We start from the raw sequence: 15,065 nt of genomic DNA, 5'->3' as shown, positions 1-15,065 counted from the left end.
GCCTCCTTACGCCGCCACGCGTCGGATCACGTCGACCAGCTTGACCGGATCGAACGGCTTGACGATCCACCCCGTCGCCCCCGCCGCCTTCGCGCGGCTCTTCTTTTCGGCATCCACCTCGGTGGTCAGCACCAGAACCGGCGTCGATCGCCAGGCGGCATCGCGCCGCACCGCTTCGATGAAGCCGAACCCGTCCATCCGCGGCATGTTGATGTCGGTGACGATGACATCCGGCGTTTCGTCCCGCAGCACTTCGAGCCCGTGGACGCCGTCCTCCGCCTGCACCACCCTGAAACCGGCCTCCACGAGGGACAAGCGCAGCATGTCGCGCATCGTCCGTGAATCATCGACCGTCAAAACTGTCTTGATCAAGCGTCTGTTTCCCTTCGATGATCGAACGCGGCGGGCTCGATGCCCATCAATCTCAGCGTGGCGATCACATCGGGGGAAAATCCCTCGATCAGAAATCTACGCTGATCGGCCTCCCAGCGCGCACGCGCCGCAAGCAACACCTGCAGGCACTGCCCGCCAATTCGCTCAACCGCGCTGGCATCGATTGCGAGATCACCCCCGCGCCTGCTGCTTAACAGCGCATAAAGTGGCGCTGCCGCCTTGATATCGAGCACGGGATCGAGCCTTATTTTCATCTTGCCAATGCTCTTGCCATTGCTCTTGGCTATACGCGTCCGCCTGGTCATGACGCTCAGAACTCCTCCCAGTTATCGGCATCCGCAACGACCGCGAGCTTGCGCGATGTGCCCGCTGCGGCTGCCTTCATCGGGGTCGCCACTGGCCGGGATAGCTTGGCAGGGCGCGCGGCCGGGGCCAGTCGCGCGACAGGTTTGCGAATCACCTGGCGTGACGGTGGCGCGGCAACATCGCCGATCTGGAACTGCGCGATCAATGTCGCGAGCTGCTCGGTCTCCTGAGCCAGCGCATGGCTCGCCGCGGTCGATTGCTCCACCATCGCGGCGTTCTGCTGCGTGACCTGATCCATCTGATTGACTGCGGCATTCACCTGATGCAGCCCGGTCGCCTGCTCCTGGGCAGAGGCCGCGATCTGCACGACGATCTGGTTGATCTCGCCGATCTGAACGACCAGATGCTGCAGCGCCTTGCCGGTCTGCCCGACCAGTTCGACCCCGCTGCCGACCTGCTTCGACGACGTTGAAATCAGCGCCTTGATTTCCTTGGCCGCATCCGCTGAGCGCTGGGCAAGCGCCCTGACTTCCGAGGCGACCACCGCAAATCCACGCCCGGCATCCCCGGCGCGTGCGGCCTCGACCCCCGCGTTCAAGGCCAACAAATTGGTCTGGAAAGCAATTTCATCGATCACACCGATAATATTGCTGATCTGGAGCGACGAGGCCTCGATCCCGCTCATCGCCGCCACGGCCTCACGCACCACCGCCCCGCTGCGTTCCGCATCGGCCTGAGCCGTCCCCACCACGTCACGCGCATGGGTCGCACCCTCAGCGGTCTTGCCCACCGTCGCGGTGATCTGATCCAGCGCCGCCGCAGTCTGCTCAAGGCTGGCCGCCTGCTGCTCGGTACGCCGCGACAGATCATCGGCAGCCGACGAAATCTCACCGGTCCCGGACCGGATCGCCGCCGTATTGGTCGCGACGGTTCTCATGGTTTCCTGAAGTCGGGCGAGCGCCCCGTTGAAGTCGCCGCGCAGCCGTTCGTAGTCCGGGGCGAATGCCTCGTTAATCCGATAGGTGAGCACGCCCGAGGAAAGCCGATCAAGTCCTTCGGCCAGGGAGCGGACCACGTGCTCCAGCGCCCTGGCCGCTGCCTCACGCTCCGCTTCGGCGCGCGCCCGCTGCTCTTCGAGTTCCATGCGCGACGTCAGCCCTTCCTCAGCCTTGTTGCGCGCGATCATCATGGTCCGAAATCCGTCCATCGCCTTGGTCAGCCGTCCCACGCAGTCACGATGCCGGGTGAACCGGATCGGCGAATCGAGATCCCCCGCCGCCAGCGCCTCCATGCGTTCGACCATGATGACATAAGGATAGGCGATGGCCCGCCGCATGACATAACCGAGGCCGATCGAGACCAGCAGCGCGGCGATACCCACCACAAGCGGAACGCTGCTCCGCGCCGGATCGGAGGCGCTCGCCGCCGCACCGAGACAAACGAGCACCAACGCGCTTTCCATTGCAAATGCCACGGTAAGCTTCAAACGGATCGGAGCGGTCTCACGGAACCAGGTCAGCATGTGCGCCTCGCCACTTGTCTTGATGTTAACGGTCGGGATCGAACGCATCGCGTGTCGGCACCGCGCGACTCCAACCCCCATTCATCACGATAGCGACCAAAGATTACCCCATCGTTAACGGCGAGATCCGATTATGGCCGATCGCTCAACGTCCAGCGCCGCTGTCCCCCCTCCGAGTTTGATCCGCCCCCCTGATTGGCTTCAGCACGCAAGACCGCTTGCACCGGGCGCAAACGGAAGGTCTGGCGGTTAACTATCCGTTAATATCTTTGAGGCACAGTTCGGATACATCGATCATGTCGGTCGTGAACGGAGAAGCTTTTCTTGAACAGAAGTCTCACGATCAGCGGGTGCTCCGCAGGGTGGAGGTCTCGGACCGCGGGGAACCGGCCATGAGCTGGCTTCCGCTTGCCCTCTCCGTCGTCGTCGTTGGCCTCGGTGTTTTGATCGAGCGGGTCTGGGCCAGACAACAATTGAAGCCCGTCTGCGACCATATTGCGGCGGTCGTCGCCCGTGCGGCGGAACATGAGCGCATGATGCTGACGCAAAACGCCCTCAGCCAGAATATCGACATGTTGCGTAGTCTGACCCAGGACTATGGTGAAGCGCGCCTGGAGCGCGAGGATCTCTGGTTCGGCGACCACCGGATCAACGGCGATTTCGAGCTCGTCGATCAAGTGAAGGCAAAATTTGGCGGTGCCGCCACGATTTTCGCGCGCGATCGACGCGTATCCACCAACGTCCTGACTCAAGCGGGTACCCGCGCGATCGGAACCACGCTCGCGCCCGGGCCGGTGTATGAGCGCGTGCTCGTACAGGGTCTCAGCTACCGTGGCGTCACCGAGATTCTCGGCGAGTCCTACATCACGGTGTACGAGCCGATCCTGCGGGATGATCGGGTGATCGGTATTCTGTTCGTGGGCGTACCATCCGCATCGATCGTCGGGTCCTCGACCCGGATCCCCCCGACCAGGCCGTGTGTCGGGTCGGTTGCGGCCAACATCGACAATCTGGAGATCATCGGGTCCGGGCAGTTGGCCGCCATGGAGCTTGCGATCGCCAAGCGTCAGGAGGCCGATGACGTAAGTCGACGCCTGGCCGCCGAACAGCGCTCCATCACCCGAAGCCAGACGCTGGCGATCACTGCGGTGGCGGCAGGGTTGGAGCAACTCGAAACGGGCAACCTGACCTATCGGATCGATGGCACGCTGCCCGGCCGATACGAAAAACTCGGGCGCGATTTCAACGGGGCGATCGCGAAATTGCAGACCGCCATGACCGCCATTGCCGTGAGCAGCGCCGGCGTGCGTGCCGGCGCCAGCGAGATCACGCAAGCGTCCGACGACCTGGCGCGGCGCACCGAGCAACAGGCGGCGACACTCCAGGAAACCGCAGCCGCCATGGATCAGATCACCGCAACGGTCCGCACCACGGCCCTGCGCAGCAGCGACGTACGGGATCTGGCCTCGGCTGCCGGGCAGGACGCGAAACAGTCCGGCGACGTCGTGCTCGAAACCGTGAAGGCGATGAGCGCGATCGAAGGATCATCCCGCCAGATCGACAAAATCGTCGACCTGATCGACGAAATCGCTTTCCAGACCAATCTGCTCGCCCTGAATGCGGGGATCGAAGCCGCTCGCGCGGGCGATGCCGGGCGGGGCTTCGCCGTGGTCGCGACGGAAGTGCGCGCCTTGGCGCAACGCTCCGCCTCTGCGGCGAAAGAGATCCAGGGGCTGATCTCCGCTTCCGGGCAACAGGTCGCGGTGGGCGTCCGCCTGGTCGGCGAAACCGGGCAGGCGCTGGGCCGGATCGCGGATCAGGTCGCCCGGCTCAACGTGCTGATCACCGACATCGCCGCCTCGGCCAGCGAACAGTCCACTGGCCTGCACGAGGTCAACGTGGCGGTCAATCAGATGGATCAGGTCACGCAGCAGAACGCCGCCATGGTCGAACAGGCGACGGCCGCAAGCCACGGCCTCTCCAGCGAAGCCGCCGAACTCGCAAGACTGGTCGAGGGATTCGTGATTGGCGATGTCGAGCCGGCACCGGCGCGTCAGCGTCAAGTCGAGCGACGCAATCTGGCCACGCGCCCTTTCGCGTCCGGAGCCGCCAGGCAAAGCACGAACCCCGCATCCGTACCGACCCAAGCGAGACCGAACCTCGTCGCAGTCAGTTCGAGCGACTCGTCGTGGGAGGAGTTCTGAAACGGTCCACTGCTTGTGGACCGCGACATCCCGATCATGCCGACCGGTGTACCGCGATCGACCGCCACCGGCCCCCCGCATGACCGCCCTGTGCGCCATGGGGCAAAATTTCACATAACTATCGGCGCCAAGCCCTTGCGCCTCAGGACATTTCTGCGCATATCGCGCTCTCTTTGGCCCCGGGGGGCGTGGCGCGGTGCTGCGTTCTACAGGCTGTCACTGGTTGAGGGGGTTCGCGATGAACGCACTTGCCCGACTGGGGATGGTCTCGGAAATTCCGAGCGAAAACCAGACGTTTGCTCATGACACGGTCGATGATGTCGCCGTGCCGAAGGATTATTTCGTGGAACGTGACGGCGTGAAGTTCGCCGGTACGCATCTGCTCATCGATCTGTGGGGGGCCGACAGGCTCGACGACCCCGCCCTGATCGACGTGACGCTGCGCGACGGGGCGCTCGCCGCCGGGGCGACGATCCTGCACAGTCATTTCCATCATTTCACCCCCAATGGCGGCGTGTCCGGCGTGGTGGTGCTGGCGGAAAGCCATATCTCGATCCACACATGGCCCGAACGCGGTTTTGCCGCGATCGATATTTTCATGTGCGGCGAATGCGACCCGTACAAGGCGATTCCCTTCCTGCGCGCGGCGTTCTCACCGAACGACGTGCAGGTCGGCGAACAGCGCCGCGGGCTGACCTCCTGATTCCACCAGACTGAAACCGGCACGCCGTCCTGCTCCGGCAGGGCGGCGTTTTGGTATGGAGACCGATCAATGACCGATATGTGGGTGAACGAAACCCTCTACCCTTTCTGGGGCCAGCGCTTCGGCGTCACGCGCGAACTCGCCCGGGCGAAAAGCGCCTTTCAGGATATCGCCATCTTCGAAAGCGAATTCCACGGCCGGGTGATGCTGCTCGACGGGATCGTGCAGATCACCGAACGCGATGAATTCGTCTATCAGGAAATGCTCGCTCACGTGCCGCTGCTCGCCCATGGCGATGCGAAATCGGTCCTGATCATCGGCGCCGGAGACGGCGGCGTGCTCCGCCGGGTGCTGATGCACCCGGGCGTCACCAAAGCGGTCATGGTCGAAATCGACGGCGAGGTGATCCGGCTGTCCAAGGAATTCCTGCCCAACATCGGCGGCGATACCTGGACCGATCCGCGCGCGGACGTCATCGTCGGCGACGGGATCGACTATGTCAGAAAAGCGCCCGATGCGTCGTTCGACGTCATCATCGTCGACAGCACCGACCCGATCGGCGTCGGCGAAGTCCTGTTCACCGATGATTTCTACAGCAATTGCGCCCGCATCCTCACCGGGCGCGGCCTCATCGTGAACCAGTGCGGCGTGCCCTTCATGCAGGCCGACGAACTGCGCGAAACCTCGGCCCGGCGGCGGAAATTCTTCCCCCACGTCACCGCCTATGTCGCCGCCGTCCCCACCTATGTCGGCGGCTACATGACGCTGGGCTGGGCCGGCAAGGACCCCAGCCTCACAACCCTGCCGGTCGCGACCATCGCGGAACGGGCACAGGCGGCGGGAATTGCCGGAACCACGGAATACTGGTCGCCCCAGGTCCATGTCGCCGCCTTCTGGCTACCGCCCTACATCGCCCGCCATCTCCCCGGCTGAGCCGGGCGGCCCACCCGTCGCGCCCGATCGGCGCATCACGCCTTGCGCATGATCGGCGCGACGAACTGCGCCTCGGTGTCCCACGGAAACAGGATCCAGGTATCCTGCGACACTTCGGTGATGAAGGTATCGACCAGCTCTTTCCCGGCGGGCTTGGCATAAACCGTCGCGAAATGCGCCCGGGGCAACAGGGCGCGCACCTGCCGCGCCGTGGTCCCGGTATCCACCAGATCGTCGATGATCAGAAACCCGGTGCCATCCCCCGCGGCGACCGGCGGCTTGGTAATGCGCGGTTCGCCGCGCCGCTCATCATCGTAGGTGACGATCGAAACCGTCTCGATCAACCGGCATTCCAGCTCGCGCGCAATAATCGCCGCCGGGATCAGCCCGCCACGGGTAATCGCCACGATCCCGTCGAACGGCGTCATGGTGCTGAGCCGCCATGCCAGCGCCTTGGAGTCGCGATGCAGCTGGTCCCACGACACGGTATAATAATGTTGAGCCATCAGAATAATTTCCCGCCGACCGGCACGTCGAAATCAGGGCGCACCAGAACGACCGCGCCATTATCGTCCGGCATACCGAGGGTGAGAACTTCCGAAATGAACGGCCCGATCTGCCGGGGCGGAAAATTCACCACCGCGCATACCTGCCGCCCGAGCAGCCGGTCCGGCGTGTAATGCGCCGTGAGCTGCGCCGAGGATCGCCGGACCCCGATCGTGCCGCCGAAATCGATCCACAGCTTGATCGCCGGCTTGCGCGCTTCGGGAAACGGTTTGGCGTCGACCACGATCCCGACCCGGATATCGACCCGCTCGAAATCGGCATGATCTATCGTTGCGCTGTCCATGCGCCGGAATTGGCCAACCCGGCGCGGTTGTCAACTTTCCGATCCCCCGCCGTCCAGCGGCCTCCTCAGCCGCGCGTGTCGATCCCGCCCAGCCCCTGGGCGAGCACGCCGAGCAGGTCGGCGGCGGCCAGCGCGATGCAACCCTCGGTCGGCCGGAAATCCGCCCGCGCGACATGCAGAAAAATCGCCGAACCCCGACCGCGCCGGACCGGATCATCGTTCCAGCCGAGCACCCCGATCACGTCATACAACCCATCGCCGCGCCACAACGCCTCGTGCCGCCCGGGGTGGGGCAGGCGGATCATCCGGTTGTAGTCGGCATGGGCAGGGTCGTCGCACCACCCGTCATCCGGCGCGATCGGCTCGATCGCAACGGCGGCGCGCGGCGGCGCGATCCGGTCGGCCCGATACAGCACCCGGCGCAGCGCCATCAGCGCCGACGGCGTCCCGCTATCGCCTTCCTCCTTGTGCGCCACCACGCCATGCGCGCCGATGGCAGCGGGAAACCGCCGCCCGTCGAACCACAGCGCGCCCTCGCGCAACGTGGCGATGCGCTGCGGCTCAACCAAGCAGATGGCCGAAGCGGCGCGCCTTGGTCGCCAGATACCCGTCATTGACCCCGTTCGGCTCCATGATGTGCGGCACCCGCTCCGCCACATCCACCCCGCACGCCAGCAGCCCCGCCAGCTTCTCCGGATTATTGGTCAGCAGCCGGATGCGCTTCAAACCCAGCGCATCCAGCATGGCGGCGGCGATGTGGAAATTCCGCTCATCCGCCTGCCAGCCGAGCGCGCGGTTGGCATCCACCGTATCGAGCCCGCGATCCTGCAGCGTATAGGCGCGCAGCTTGTTGATCAGCCCGATGCCGCGCCCCTCCTGCGCCAGATAAAGCACCGCCCCGGCCCCCGATTCGGCCATCCGCCTGATCGCCCCCTTCAGTTGCGGCCCGCAATCGCACCGCAGCGAGCCGAGCAGATCCCCGGTGAAACACTCGGAATGAATCCGCACCAGCGGCGCCGCCTCCCGCAGCGGGTCACCGACCAGTATGGCCATGTGCTCGATCCCCTGATCCAGCGCGCGAAACGCAATCAGCCGCGCATCCGGCGCATCGTCGAGCGGGATCGCAACCTCGGCGACCCGGTGCAGCGTCGCCGCGAGTTCGGTCGGATAGGTCAGCAAATCCGCCGCCGGCACCACCAGCAGCCCCGCCCCGAGCGGCAGGGACGCCCATCCCGGCCGCACCGGGGCCACCACCATCGCCGGCAGCAACCGCGCGAGCTTGCCGAGCGCCAGCGCCGCCCCGGCCTGTTCCGGTGGCGCGGTCCGGGTGAAATTCGGCATGATCTGTTCCAGCGTCGGGTCCGCCACCCGCCGCAGCGTCGCCACGTCGATCAGCGGGCGGCTCAGCGCCAGCGCAACCGCCTGCGCATCATCGGCAATCGGCGTGCGCAGCACGGCAGCCGCCCGGCTCGGCGCCAGCACCAGCGAGGCCGGCCCCGCGCTCAGCCGATCGATCAGATGCAACCCCTCCGCGCCCAGCGTCTCGGCCGGCCCGACGATCAGCGGATGCGGCCCCGCCACGATCACCGGCACCCCGCGCCGCGCATCCGCCACCGCGCGATGCACCGCCCGGGTCCGCGGCACCCCCATGGTCGCGTGCGTCTCCACCCCGGAATAGGAGTTGCCGGGGGAGGCGGGCAGATCGGATTGATCGGTTTGCACTGAAATCATGGCAATTCGTTCGTGAGGTCCCAATATCGGTCGGAGTACCGAGGAGTCGTATCGATATGGCGCTGTCCGCGGGATCCGCCAAGGCCGCAATCGACGCAGACACAGCCGCCCCGACGCTGGCGGACGTGCCGGAGCCCGCGCCGCGCGTTTTCCTATCATATCGAACCGTCCGGTCACACGCATGTGAGAGGCCCGGGCGCCGAAACCGGCCCTCCGCGCCTCGAATTCGGCCACCCGGCCCTGTAATCGGGGTGGCCTCGACGGCATCTAGCGTCTATCGCAACAATGACAGAACCCGGATCACCCGGCATTTCGAAGGAACCGCGCAATGACGACCCATCATCCGATCCTGATCGTTGACGATGATCTGGCCCTTCGCACCACGCTGACCGACCAGCTGCGGGCGGATCGCGAGTTCGCGCCGGTCGAGGCCGGAACGATCGCCGAAGCCGAGCAGATCCTCGCCAAGGGCGAAAACCGCTTCGACGCCATCATCCTCGATGTCGGCCTGCCCGATGGCGATGGCCGGGCCTTCTGCGGCCGCCTGCGCGAAGCCGGCCTGAAAATCCCGATCATCATGCTCACCGGCGCCGCCGAGGAGCAGGACGTGGTGCGCGGCCTCGATTCCGGTGCCAACGACTATATCGCAAAGCCGTTCCGCCTTGCCGAACTGCTCGCCCGCCTGCGCGCCCATCTGCGCAATTTCGAGAGCAGCGAGGACGCCGTGCTCCAGATCGGCCCCTACACCTTCCGCCCGGCGATGAAACTCCTCCACGAACCGGTCAAGAACCGCCGCATCCGCCTGACCGACAAGGAAGCCGCCATCCTGAAATTCCTCTACCGCGCCGGGGGCAAATCGGTCGGCCGCCAGATCCTGCTCAACGAAGTCTGGGGCTACAACGCGGCGGTCACCACCCACACGCTGGAAACCCACGTCTACCGCCTGCGCCAGAAAATCGAGCCGGAACCGAACCAGGCCCGCCTCCTGATCACCGAAGGCGGCGGCTATCGCCTGAACCAGGAAGCCACCGAAGCCGCAGCGTGACGCGCCGCCCCGGTGCCGCTATAATCGGCCCACGTCTCCGTAGCTCAGCAGGATAGAGCACAGGATTCCTAATCCTGGGGCCGTGGGTTCGAATCCCGCCGGGGACGCCAGATCGCATAAAATCCTGCATTTACCACTTGCGCTTCATCCGCAGGAACATGGTGGCGGCAAAAACGCCGGTACGATCATTCGTTCGGCATCCGTCACGTCATTCCATGACGCAGGTTCCTGTGGCTATGCTGTCGCCAAATCGTCAGGGTCCATATCGAGGTCTTGTCCAAAGCAATGCAACTTTGACGATCACGATCTGGCCCGACCGCCCAGCCCCTCACCCCATCATGTCACATACGTTTCGAGACAGCCTGTCACTTAGTCGGGGCGTATATAACTATTTGAGCACGGCGGTTATACCGAATGAGCGCTTTGGGTGCATTCCGAACCAGAGGAAATGCACCAGTTGTTTTGACGGTTATCTGGCGCTTTGACACGCCGTCTGCAACGAGCACGTCCACGACATTATCGGCGCGGCGACGTGAGAGCAACATGTCGGCGTTTGTCTTATGCTTGGAAGACGTGTAACCCTGAACCGTCAAAAACGCTCCTTTTTCGTGCTGTGCCGCGTCAGCAGCCTCGCCTATAATTGTAAGGGCGCCCGAATTCAAATCAGCCTGCTTAGCCTTAAAAAATACAAGGAATCTCTTTGGCATTGGTGGCGAACATCCACATCCAACTGTGGGAGGTGATTGTGACTGCGCGAAGGAAAATGACGACAAAAGTAACCCAAAAAATACGATGATGGCCGAAAATTTGATGAAATATTTAGAGTAAATCATAATGTCGGTTGCCTCCACGCGCTACTACGTGAAATCCTTATACTACAAATACCGATCGCCTCCCTCATGGTAGCGAAACGTCCTCCGGAGTATAAAGTTTTTGTGCGGGTGACCGAAATTCCAAATGGACCTCCATGACCTGCGACGATAAATGTTATGGGATCTCCGTTCACGCCGTCATGATAACGAAATTGTGCTGCTGCATCAATAATCGCCGCATAGAGGTCGGCGTCGAACGGTGGCGGTGCGAACCTGCGCAGCGAGCCTCGTAATAGCCCGCTCCCCGGCGAGCCGCCCCGCAACCCCTGCTGAAGAGGGTACCCAACCATGAACGAACCCGCCCTGCGCACCGCCCTGATCCACGCCTGCCGCCAGATGAACGCGCTCGGCATCAACCAGGGCACCTCCGGCAACATCAGCCTCCGCTCCGGCACCACCATGCTGATCTCGCCCTCAGCCACGCTCTACGACGCGCTGGAACCCGACATGATCGCCGCCATGCCGCTCGACGCCGATGACGGGCGCTGGACCGGCCCGAAAAAACCCTCGACCGAATGGCGCTTTCACCGCGATATCCTGCGCGCCCGCCCCGACATCCAGGCCGTCGTCCACAGCCACCCTACCTTCGCGACCACGCTGGCGATCGCCCGCAAGCCGATCGAGGCATGCCATTACATGATCGCGGTCTTCGGCGGCACCGATATCCGCTGCGCCCCCTACGCCACTTTCGGCACGAGCGAACTCTCCGCCCACGCCCTCACCGCCCTGCAGGACCGCATGGGCTGCCTGCTCGCCAATCACGGCATGATCGCGCTGGGCGAAACGATCGACGCCGCAATGTGGCGCGCCGTCGAGCTCGAAACCCTCGCCCGCCAGTATTACCACGCGCTCCTCCTCGGCAACCCGCACATCCTCACCGAAGCCGAAATCGAAGCCACCCGCGCCCAATTCGCCGGCTACGGCCACCATCGCAGCGACCCCCCAACAACCTGAACCCACACCCGGCAACCCGCCTTGGCACGTTTCGTGCTTAACCGCCGCCGTCACACGGGATCACCGCACCGGCAAACGGGCGGATCAACAGGGAGTAGGATTTCATGGCGCGGCATCATTGGGTCGCGGGGGCGCTGTCGCTCCCGCTTGTCGGCTTGTCACTGCCCGCAAAAGCGGCAAACACCGGCTTAAGCGCGGGCGATACTGCCTGGATGTTGGTCAGTTCGGTTCTGGTCCTGTTGATGACCATCCCCGGCCTCGTCCTGTTCTATGGCGGCATGGTCCGCAAGAAAAACGTCCTCGCCATGATGATGCAGAGCGTCGTGATCTGCGCGCTGGTCACGGTCCTGTGGATGCTGATCGGCTACAGCCTGGCCTTCTCCAACGGCAACGCCTTCATCGGCGGCCTGTCGGATGCCCTGCTCGCCAACCTCGCGCATGACTGGAACACCCCGTTCACCCTCGGTGCCGGCCTGAGCGATGCGGTGCATCTGCGGGTGCCCGAAAGCGTGTTCATCATGTTCCAGCTCACCTTCGCCATCATCACCCCCGCCGTCATCACCGGCAGCTTCGCCGAGCGGATGAAGTTCTCCGCCCTCCTCGTGCTGATGGCCTGCTGGTCGATCCTGGTCTACGCCCCGGTCGCCCACTGGGTCTGGAGCCCGGCGGGCTGGCTCTACCGGCTCGGCCTCGCCGATTACGCCGGCGGCACCGTGGTCGAGATCAATTCCGGAATCGCCGGGCTGATCTGCGCCCTCTATCTCGGCCGGCGCCTCGGCTTCGGTCAGGACAACATGATGCCGTGGAACCTGTCCTACGCGGTCATGGGTGCCTCGCTCCTCTGGGTCGGCTGGCTCGGGTTCAACTCCGGCGGGGCAGGGGGGGCCAATCCCAATGCCGGCATGGCGGTTCTGGTCACGCAAATGGCGGCAGCCGGCGCCACCCTGTCATGGTCGGCGGTCGAATGGCTGTTTCAGGGCAAACCCACGGTTCTGGGTGCCATTTCCGGCGCCGTCGCAGGTCTGGTCGCCATCACCCCGGCGGCGGGTTTCGTCCTGCCCGGCGCCGCCATCCTGCTCGGCCTCGCCGCCGGCATCGTGTCCTATATCGCGGTGACCATGGCCAAAACCCGCTTCGGCTACGATGACTCGCTCGATGCCTTCGGCGTCCACGGCGTCGCCGGCATCCTCGGCACACTCTCGATCGGCGTGCTCGCCTTCGCACCGCTCTCGGGCGGCGCAATCCACGCCGGGCTGCACCAATTGCTGATCCAGGCGATCGGCGTCGGCGCCACCATCGCCTATAGCGGTGCCATGACCGGCGCGATCCTGTTCGTGCTCGACCGCACCATGGGCCTGCGCGTCACCCGCGATGAGGAACGTCAGGGGCTCGACGAAGTGCTCCACGGCGAATCGATCGCCTGAGCCCCCTCAAACCGGCCCCGCTCACGCTCCGAACGCGGCCACCGCCCGCGATAGCGCGATATTATGCCGGAACGCCTGCCGCGCCTCCTCGATGATCGCGCGGCTGCCCGCCTCCGGCAGATCGAGCGTCTCGAACCCGCGCCGGTAGGAGGTCGCGAAAGCGGCCGGATCGGCAATGCCGCCGAACTCATAAAACGCCAGCCCCGCCCCATCGAGCCCGAGCGCCCGTGCGACCAGCCGCCGCAGAACCCGCCCGCCAGGTGGTGTAACCTGACGTCTGGAAATTCATTTTGGGTTGGGAGTTGGTGCCCTTGCCGGGGCATGCCCCGGCAAGGGCTGTTCATTCTGGTATTCCATGCAGTTGTTCACACCAACATGGAGACCGATGAATGGACGCCAAAAAGGATACGATTATCGAGGCACTTTTGGAACATCTGATCGAAAACGGCGCAGGCGATATCGCCACGGTATTTGCCAGGACCTTCGAACTCGCCATGCAGATCGAGCGCGAACGCTTCCTCCACGCCAGTCACTACGAGCGCAACCCCGATCGTCAGGGTTACGCCAATGGCTACAAGCCCAAGCGGATCGATACCCCGGCCGGGTCGATCACCGTCGATGTCCCCAAAACCGCCGGTCACGTGGGCGAACCCTTCTACCCACAGTCCCTCGAACGCGGCCGACGCTCGGTCCGCGCCGTCATGGTCGCCGTCGCCGAAATGTACATCAAAGGCGTCTCCACCCGCGACGTCGAGGCCGTCATGCGCGAATTCGGCATCGAAAGCCTCTCCTCCGCTCAGGTCAGCCGCGCCAGCAAGCTGCTCGATGACGAACTCGCCGCCTGGCGCACCCGACCCCTCGCCGAGATCCGCTACCTCATCCTCGACGCCAGATATGAAAAAATGCGCGATAATGGCGTCGTCCGCGATGCCGCCGTGCTCTCGGCCATCGGCATCGGACCCGATGAACGCCGCCGTGTCCTCGGCGTCTCGGTCGCCCTTTCCGAGGCCGAAGTCCATTGGCGTGCCTTCCTCGAAAGCCTCCATCAGCGTGGCCTGCGAGGCGTCGAATTCATCGTCTCCGATGACCATGCCGGATTGCACGCCGCACGCCGCGCCGTCTTCGGCGCCGCACACTGGCAACGATGCCAGTTCCACCTCGCCCAAAACGCCATCCACCACGCCCCCAACCACGCCATCCGCAAACGCATCGGCGCAGAACTCCGGACCGTCTGGAACGCAAATTCCCTCGCCGCTGCCCAGATCGCTCTCACAACCCTCGTCAATGCCTATCGCGACACCGCACCAAAGCTCGCCGATTGGCTCGAACGAAATATCCCCGAAGGCCTCACCGTCTTCACACTGCCAGAACCCCACCAGCGCCGGCTTCGCACTTCCAACCCCATGGAACGCGGCATCCAGCAGGAACTCAAACGCCGCACCACCAAAATCAGGGTCTTCCCCAACGAAGCCTCCCTCGAACGCCTCGTCAGCGCCGTCCTCGTCGAAATCGATGAAAAATGGGCCGCCGACACCAAGGGCTACATCAAGTGGGACTACCAGGATGCCTGACCCCCGCTCGCCCTATTTTCCAGACATCAGGTTGCTCAATCGCCCGCCATTGAGATCACCGAGATACCGCACATAGGCATGCGCGAGCAGACGGAGCGGATCACAAGCCGCCACCGCCGCAATCCGCGCCGCATAATCCCGCCCCTCCGGCAGAACCGGCCACCGCGCGGCCCAATCCGCCCCGCCGAGCGCAGCCAGATCGGCCCGCAACGCCGCGCCCCGATAAAGTTCCTCCCGCGCGAGAGCCCCCACCGCCGCATGATCCCGAGCCGAGTCGAGCCCCGATTCCAGCGCCTCGTACACGGCCAGCAGATTGCGCAGGAACAGCCCATACGCCTCACGCCCCATCCCGCCGGAGAGCATCAGCGCCACCACGCCCGAGCGTTCGGCCTCGCGATGCAAATCCCACGTCGCCTGCCGCAACCGCCCCGCCAGATCGCCCGCCAGATCACCCGCCACATCGCTCACCAACTCGCCCACCAGATCAACCTCCGGTGGCGTCATCCCCCGCGCCACGGCCTCGCCAGCCCCCATTGCCATCAATTCCGTAACAATAT

At 64.4% G+C, this 15,065-nt stretch carries 17 protein-coding genes and 1 tRNA gene; 8 read left to right on the top strand and 10 right to left on the bottom strand.

Features of this window, described 5'->3' with window-relative positions; all coding sequences use genetic code 11:
* Positions 1-6 precede the first annotated feature (6 nt).
* From SIL87_RS13420 to SIL87_RS13410, 3 genes are read right to left on the bottom strand one after another with little or no spacing between them, the layout of a single operon-like run.
* Positions 7-372: a response regulator gene (locus SIL87_RS13420; RefSeq protein ID WP_319614667.1), complete on the bottom strand. Its 366-nt coding sequence runs from the start codon at positions 370-372 to the stop codon at positions 7-9.
* Positions 369-698 carry an STAS domain-containing protein gene (locus SIL87_RS13415; RefSeq protein ID WP_319614666.1) on the bottom strand — a complete coding sequence of 110 codons (330 nt, stop codon included), beginning with the start codon at positions 696-698 and terminating at the stop codon, positions 369-371. Before SIL87_RS13415 ends, SIL87_RS13420 begins: the two co-directional genes overlap by 4 nt.
* 5 nt (positions 699-703) lie before the next feature.
* The gene (locus tag SIL87_RS13410) at positions 704-2,221 is read right to left on the bottom strand and encodes a methyl-accepting chemotaxis protein (RefSeq protein ID WP_319614665.1); all 1,518 of its coding nucleotides are present in this window, start codon (positions 2,219-2,221) and stop codon (positions 704-706) included.
* Between the two features lie 296 nt (positions 2,222-2,517).
* Between SIL87_RS13410 and SIL87_RS13405 the strand changes: the two genes are divergently transcribed.
* The 3 genes from SIL87_RS13405 (at position 2,518) to speE (ending at position 6,061) form a co-directional block, all read left to right on the top strand.
* Entirely contained in the window at positions 2,518-4,425 is a 1,908-nt protein-coding gene (locus SIL87_RS13405) for a methyl-accepting chemotaxis protein (RefSeq protein WP_319614664.1), read from the top strand.
* A 238-nt stretch (positions 4,426-4,663) separates the two neighbouring features.
* Positions 4,664-5,128, top strand: a complete 465-nt coding sequence (gene speD / locus SIL87_RS13400; protein WP_319614663.1) for an adenosylmethionine decarboxylase — start codon at positions 4,664-4,666, stop codon at positions 5,126-5,128.
* A 69-nt stretch (positions 5,129-5,197) separates the two neighbouring features.
* The gene (gene speE, locus SIL87_RS13395; protein WP_319614662.1) at positions 5,198-6,061 is read left to right on the top strand and encodes a polyamine aminopropyltransferase; all 864 of its coding nucleotides are present in this window, start codon (positions 5,198-5,200) and stop codon (positions 6,059-6,061) included.
* Between the two features lie 35 nt (positions 6,062-6,096).
* Here the strand turns inward: speE and gpt are convergent, their stop codons facing one another.
* The 4 genes from gpt to ribA all read right to left on the bottom strand — a co-directional run bounded on the left by gpt (position 6,097) and on the right by ribA (position 8,561).
* A complete protein-coding gene (gpt, locus tag SIL87_RS13390; protein ID WP_319614661.1) occupies positions 6,097-6,567 on the bottom strand; it encodes a xanthine phosphoribosyltransferase in 471 nt (156 codons plus the stop codon).
* Entirely contained in the window at positions 6,567-6,911 is a 345-nt protein-coding gene (locus tag SIL87_RS13385; RefSeq protein ID WP_319614660.1) for a tRNA-binding protein, read from the bottom strand. Before SIL87_RS13385 ends, gpt begins: the two co-directional genes overlap by 1 nt.
* Before the next feature lie 65 nt (positions 6,912-6,976).
* Entirely contained in the window at positions 6,977-7,480 is a 504-nt protein-coding gene (locus tag SIL87_RS13380) for a L,D-transpeptidase family protein (protein ID WP_405055236.1), read from the bottom strand.
* Positions 7,473-8,561: a GTP cyclohydrolase II gene (gene ribA, locus SIL87_RS13375; RefSeq protein ID WP_319615981.1), complete on the bottom strand. Its 1,089-nt coding sequence runs from the start codon at positions 8,559-8,561 to the stop codon at positions 7,473-7,475. Before ribA ends, SIL87_RS13380 begins: the two co-directional genes overlap by 8 nt.
* A gap of 409 nt (positions 8,562-8,970) precedes the next feature.
* Between ribA and SIL87_RS13370 the strand changes: the two genes are divergently transcribed.
* Together SIL87_RS13370 and SIL87_RS13365 are read left to right on the top strand one after the other, a co-directional pair.
* Positions 8,971-9,687 carry a response regulator transcription factor gene (locus SIL87_RS13370; RefSeq protein ID WP_319614659.1) on the top strand — a complete coding sequence of 239 codons (717 nt, stop codon included), beginning with the start codon at positions 8,971-8,973 and terminating at the stop codon, positions 9,685-9,687.
* 33 nt (positions 9,688-9,720) lie between these two features.
* Positions 9,721-9,797, top strand: a tRNA-Arg gene (locus tag SIL87_RS13365).
* Positions 9,798-10,052: 255 nt separating this feature from the next.
* Here SIL87_RS13365 and SIL87_RS13360 read toward each other — a convergent pair.
* Positions 10,053-10,538 (bottom strand): OmpA family protein, encoded by a 486-nt coding sequence (locus SIL87_RS13360; protein WP_319614658.1) that lies wholly within the window; start codon positions 10,536-10,538, stop codon positions 10,053-10,055.
* Between the two features lie 309 nt (positions 10,539-10,847).
* Between SIL87_RS13360 and SIL87_RS13355 the strand changes: the two genes are divergently transcribed.
* Together SIL87_RS13355 and SIL87_RS13350 are read left to right on the top strand one after the other, a co-directional pair.
* Positions 10,848-11,513, top strand: coding sequence for a class II aldolase/adducin family protein (locus tag SIL87_RS13355; protein WP_319614657.1), 666 nt, complete (start codon positions 10,848-10,850; stop codon positions 11,511-11,513).
* Between the two features lie 104 nt (positions 11,514-11,617).
* Positions 11,618-12,937, top strand: coding sequence for an ammonium transporter (locus SIL87_RS13350; RefSeq protein WP_319614656.1), 1,320 nt, complete (start codon positions 11,618-11,620; stop codon positions 12,935-12,937).
* 21 nt (positions 12,938-12,958) lie between these two features.
* On the opposite strand, the gene SIL87_RS20165 is transcribed toward SIL87_RS13350, so the two are convergent.
* Positions 12,959-13,183, bottom strand: a complete 225-nt coding sequence (locus SIL87_RS20165; RefSeq protein ID WP_405055272.1) for a biliverdin-producing heme oxygenase — start codon at positions 13,181-13,183, stop codon at positions 12,959-12,961.
* Between the two features lie 143 nt (positions 13,184-13,326).
* Here SIL87_RS20165 and SIL87_RS13345 point away from each other — a divergent pair, with 143 nt between their 5' ends.
* Complete coding sequence (locus SIL87_RS13345) at positions 13,327-14,508, top strand: IS256 family transposase (RefSeq protein ID WP_319612316.1); 1,182 nt, start codon at positions 13,327-13,329, stop codon at positions 14,506-14,508.
* Between the two features lie 12 nt (positions 14,509-14,520).
* Here SIL87_RS13345 and SIL87_RS13340 read toward each other — a convergent pair whose 3' ends face one another.
* Complete coding sequence (locus SIL87_RS13340; RefSeq protein WP_319614655.1) at positions 14,521-15,048, bottom strand: biliverdin-producing heme oxygenase; 528 nt, start codon at positions 15,046-15,048, stop codon at positions 14,521-14,523.
* Positions 15,049-15,065: the final 17 nt, after the last annotated feature.

The organism is Acidiphilium acidophilum, from assembly GCF_033842475.1.
Taxonomy (GTDB): Bacteria; Pseudomonadota; Alphaproteobacteria; order Acetobacterales; family Acetobacteraceae; genus Acidiphilium; species Acidiphilium acidophilum.
This window is presented reverse-complemented; position numbering and strand designations above follow the sequence as displayed.